The following is a 4,293-nucleotide window of genomic DNA, read 5'->3' as shown; positions in this document are numbered from 1 at the left end:
TTTTTCTGTCTTCATCTGTATAAGGGCAATGCTTACAGCCATTTGAGCAGCAATAACCTCTTTTTAACAGATATTCGGCCGTAAATACAAACATGCCGTTCTCATCTATGTAGTAGTCAATATTTTCAATGAGTTTTTGAGCCATTCATTTATAACAAACTAATACCTGTATAGTTAAATGGACTTATCTGCTTTAATTCTGCTTTTAGTTCAAGGGATACTTCTAAGCCATCGATAAAAGCATGAATTTCAGCTTTTCCGGTCTTCTCCCCTTTCCGGGTGAGTTCTTTTAATGCCTCGTATGGATTTGGATACTTTTCTCTTCTGAGGATCGTCTGAATAGCTTCAGCGACAACTATCCAATTCGCTTCCAGGTCTTCGTTAATTTTTGATTCGTTAACTACAATTTTACTGAGACCTTTCAAAAAAGAGTTTAAAGATATCATTGTATGCGCATAAGGTACTCCTATGTTTCTCAAAACTGTGGAATCAGTCAGGTCTCTTTGCAATCTGGAAACCGGCAATTTTTGAGAAAGGTGATAAAAAACAGCATTTGCCATGCCCAGATTTCCTTCAGCATTTTCAAAATCTATTGGGTTTACTTTATGAGGCATAGCAGAAGAACCTACTTCATCTTTATTGATACGCTGCTTAAAATAATCCATGGATATATACGTCCATAAATCCCGGGAAGCATCCAGCAAAATGGTGTTCATACGGCTGATAGTGTGCATTACAGATGCCAGAGTATCGTAATTTTCAATTTGAGTTGTATATGTCTGACGATCAATTTTTAAGTATTTTGTTAAAAACTCATCTCCCAGTGTCTTCCAGTTTTTTTCAGGAAAAGCTACATGATGTGCATTGAAATTTCCGGTAGCTCCCCCAAATTTTCCGCTAATGGAAATTTCTTTTAAGACACTTAATTGCTCTGAAAGTCTGTAATGAAATACTTTAATTTCCTTTCCTAATTGTGTAGGTGAAGCCGGCTGACCATGCGTTTTAGCAAGCATAGAAATGTGTTTCCAGTCATCTGATAGCTGAGATAACTTTGCACAAACCTTTTCCACTTCCGGAAAAAATACATCCTTATGAAAATCTGCTATACTCATGGGTACAGCAGTATTATTTATGTCCTGAGACGTCAGTCCGAAATGCACCCATTCCGAAAACTCATCCAAACCGGATTGTTTTAGCTTATCTTTTAATAAATACTCAATAGACTTCACATCGTGCTGTATAACAGATTCTTTCTTTTTTACCCATTCAGCATCAGCCTGACTAAAAGTGTCTATCCATTGATTTAGCAGCGATAATTTTTCTTTTGGAAAGTTTTTAAGGTCACCTATATTGTTGTCTATAAGAAAATTAAAATAAAGCACCTCTACCTTAAAACGGTATTTAATAAGGGCATATTCCGAAAAGTAATTTTTTAATGAATCTACTTTATTTCTGTATCTTCCGTCTATTGGTGATATTGCTTCTAACACGTTTTTCATTTTTTTGCAAAACTATGACTAAATTTAAAAAGGAGAATGCATAAACAGTCATTTAACCTTTATGCTGTAAATAAAAGTTATTTGCTTTTTACTTTTATTGCCGGGCTTGTATATTTAATTTTTCGGTTTTTGCTGGAAATCAGTAACCATAAGCCTAATAATACAGCCGGAATACTTAGAATTTGACCCATATTTAATGCCATACCTACTTCAAAGTCCACCTGTACTTCTTTCACAAATTCAATTAAAAAACGAATGGTAAACATACCCATTAAAAATATTCCTGCAATGAAGCCTTCGCCCATAGTAGTTCTGAATTTTTTAAACAAAAACCACAAAGCGGCAAACAAAACCATATAGCTAAATGCTTCATATAATTGAGTTGGGTGGCTCGGCTGAGTAAAAATTGGGTCCGCACCGCCCATCCAGGAAGATACATTTCTCACATATTGAAATGCCCATGGAACATCCGTAGCATGACCATAAATTTCGTGGTTAAAAAGATTTCCCAACCTTATGAAAGAAGCTGCAAGAGCAACCGGAATTACAACCCTGTCACCTAACCAGAAAAAACTTCTGTTCAATTTATATTTAACAAAGAAAAAAACAGATAAAATAATTCCGATTACCGCCCCGTGACTAGCCATACCTCCCTGCCGTAAGTTGAGAATCTGTAAAGGGTTTGATAAATAATATTCCGGTTCATAAAAAAAACAATGTCCGAGTCTTCCACCGGCAACCGCTCCTATAGCCACATAAATCAAAATGTCATCCGCCACCTTTACAGGAACATTATCTAAAGAAATTAAATACTTTATGATAAAAAAACCAATTAAAAAACCCAAAGCAAACAGCACTCCGTACCATCTTATACTTAATCCTAAGATATCAATAAATTCAGGATTAGCTGTCCATACAATTTGTAAAAAATACATAATGGTAAATTTTGTGCTAAACTAATAAAACAATATTGTATAGCTTGTAAAATAGACATAAAAAAAGAGAGCTACCTTTCGATAGCTCTCCGTCTAAACACTATAACCAATGAAAAAACTAAAAATTTAGTCATGATCGTGATGATCATCTTCAATGTGAATATCTAATTCAACAAAACTTTCGTTTCCGGCAGCATCAAGAGCAAATACCAATAAATGGTAGTCTCCATGATGAGCATCTTCCGGTACATCAACTCTGATATCAATATTATCAGATGTTCCGGACAAATCACCGGTTTCTACAAATGACCAGCCTTTATGAGAAACTTTGTGAGAATGACCGTCAAAGTTGTCATGAATATCAATTTTCCAACTTGCAAGCTCTTCATTATCTGTAAAGTTTGCTCTAACATGAAAATGTCCGCCGGCGTTGATCTCAGCATGGTCTTGCGGAGATGTAACAACAATTACCGGTGCCTCAGTATCTTCGTCTTTGCTGCAAGCAACGAATACCATACTGATAATTAACAGTGGTAATAATCCTTTCAAAAATGTCTTCATAATTTAAATTTTAAGTTTATAAATGCAATAATGTTGCAAATATAATGCTTTTGCAACAATGTTTCAATTAATGAACTAATTTTTTATAAAAAACTCAATACACTAGAATAATTCATAATTTATTTTATCTTTATAAATATTATTCAAATCTTTTAAAAATTGCACTATGAGAAGTATACTATACATTATTGCCGTTATTTTAGTTGTTGGCTGGATTTTAGGATTTTTTGCATATAGTGCGGGAAATATCATTCATATTCTATTAGTAATTGCCGTTGTTGCACTGCTATTAGGAATTATTCGCAGAGCCTAAAATCAAATAACTTCTAAAAACTTTTCATTTATTAGTTTCATACGCTTTTGACTTATACAAAGGCTAATATTTCAGCCTGCCTGCTATTTTCCCTTTTTTTAGATGGAAGAAACTTTCATCACTATCGCTTTTATATTCTTATAACTAAATCTAAATGGATGTAATCAAGTAAGAATGGGTAACTTTTTGTTAAAAAAATCAAATTTCTTTACATTAATTTTACATAAGATTTCTTTTTAACACTAAAACTGCCTCTTGCAGACCTTACCAACTTTTAAATAAAACTTATGAAAAAATTACATGGATTCTTATGCATAATGATGCTCTCATTAATGAGTGTTTATGCACAAACCCCTATGGGTTTTAATTATCAGGCAATACCCAGAGATGCCGGTGGGGATTATATAAGCAATCAAAATGTTCGATTTCAATTTAGTATAATACAACATAGCACTAATGGTACAGTCGTATATACAGAAGAACAATTTACCAATACAAATCAATTTGGTTTAGCTAATCTTGTCGTAGGTCAGGGAAACCCGGTAAGTGGAATTTTTGACTCTATAAATTGGTCAAGCGGTCCTTACTTTTTAAAAGTAGAGTTTGATCCGGATGGAAGTACTAATTTTTTAGATATGGGTACGAGTCAACTTTTAAGTGTCCCTTATGCACTATATGCTGAACAAAGTGGCACGGGTACTCCCGGCCCACAAGGGCCTCCCGGTCCCGAAGGACCACAGGGCCCGCAGGGATTAACCGGTCCTCAGGGACTACAAGGCAATCAGGGTATTCAGGGACCTCAAGGGCCTCCGGGTCCGTCAGGAGGAGGAACTACCGTAAATTGTAATACTTCTTTTAATAATAATTTTGCAGTAAGAGGAACCGGCAGCGGAAACTATGAATGTACGAATGCAGTATACATCACATCTACCGGCAGAGTCGGTATTGGGACTACCAGTCCTTCAAGTGGTTATGATTTAAATGT

Annotated in this window: 4 protein-coding genes and 1 pseudogene; 2 read left to right on the top strand and 3 right to left on the bottom strand. The window is 35.0% G+C overall.

All coding sequences use genetic code 11. The annotated features are described in order from the left end of the window. Window positions 1-149: 149 nt before the first annotated feature. From EA412_00555 to EA412_00545, 3 genes are all read right to left on the bottom strand, one after another. Window positions 150-1,499: an adenylosuccinate lyase gene (locus tag EA412_00555; GenBank protein TVR84088.1), complete on the bottom strand. Its 1,350-nt coding sequence runs from the start codon at window positions 1,497-1,499 to the stop codon at window positions 150-152. A 77-nt stretch (window positions 1,500-1,576) separates the two neighbouring features. Further along, the gene (gene lgt, locus EA412_00550) at window positions 1,577-2,434 is read right to left on the bottom strand and encodes a prolipoprotein diacylglyceryl transferase (GenBank protein TVR84087.1); all 858 of its coding nucleotides are present in this window, start codon (window positions 2,432-2,434) and stop codon (window positions 1,577-1,579) included. Window positions 2,435-2,560: 126 nt separating this feature from the next. Continuing rightward, on the bottom strand, window positions 2,561-2,995 hold the full coding sequence (locus tag EA412_00545; protein TVR84086.1) for a DUF4625 domain-containing protein: 435 nt from the start codon (window positions 2,993-2,995) through the stop codon (window positions 2,561-2,563). A gap of 166 nt (window positions 2,996-3,161) precedes the next feature. On the opposite strand from EA412_00545, the gene EA412_00540 reads away from it, so the two are divergent. Both EA412_00540 and EA412_00535 read left to right on the top strand, forming a co-directional pair. Then, entirely contained in the window at window positions 3,162-3,308 is a 147-nt protein-coding gene (locus EA412_00540) for a lmo0937 family membrane protein (protein ID TVR84085.1), read from the top strand. 635 nt (window positions 3,309-3,943) lie between these two features. Continuing rightward, window positions 3,944-4,135: pseudogene (locus tag EA412_00535) on the top strand (hypothetical protein). Window positions 4,136-4,293: the final 158 nt, after the last annotated feature.

It is taken from the genome of Chitinophagaceae bacterium, assembly GCA_007695095.1.
GTDB lineage: Bacteria > Bacteroidota > Bacteroidia > Chitinophagales > REEL01 > REEL01.
This window is presented reverse-complemented; position numbering and strand designations above follow the sequence as displayed.

Coding starts and splice junctions, on each gene's coding strand:
- EA412_00545 (TVR84086.1), bottom strand. CDS start 2,995: ATGAAGACATTTTTGAAAGGATTATTACCACTGTTAATTATCAGTATG.
- EA412_00540 (TVR84085.1), top strand. CDS start 3,162: ATGAGAAGTATACTATACATTATTGCCGTTATTTTAGTTGTTGGCTGG.
- EA412_00555 (TVR84088.1), bottom strand. CDS start 1,499: ATGAAAAACGTGTTAGAAGCAATATCACCAATAGACGGAAGATACAGA.
- lgt (TVR84087.1), bottom strand. CDS start 2,434: ATGTATTTTTTACAAATTGTATGGACAGCTAATCCTGAATTTATTGAT.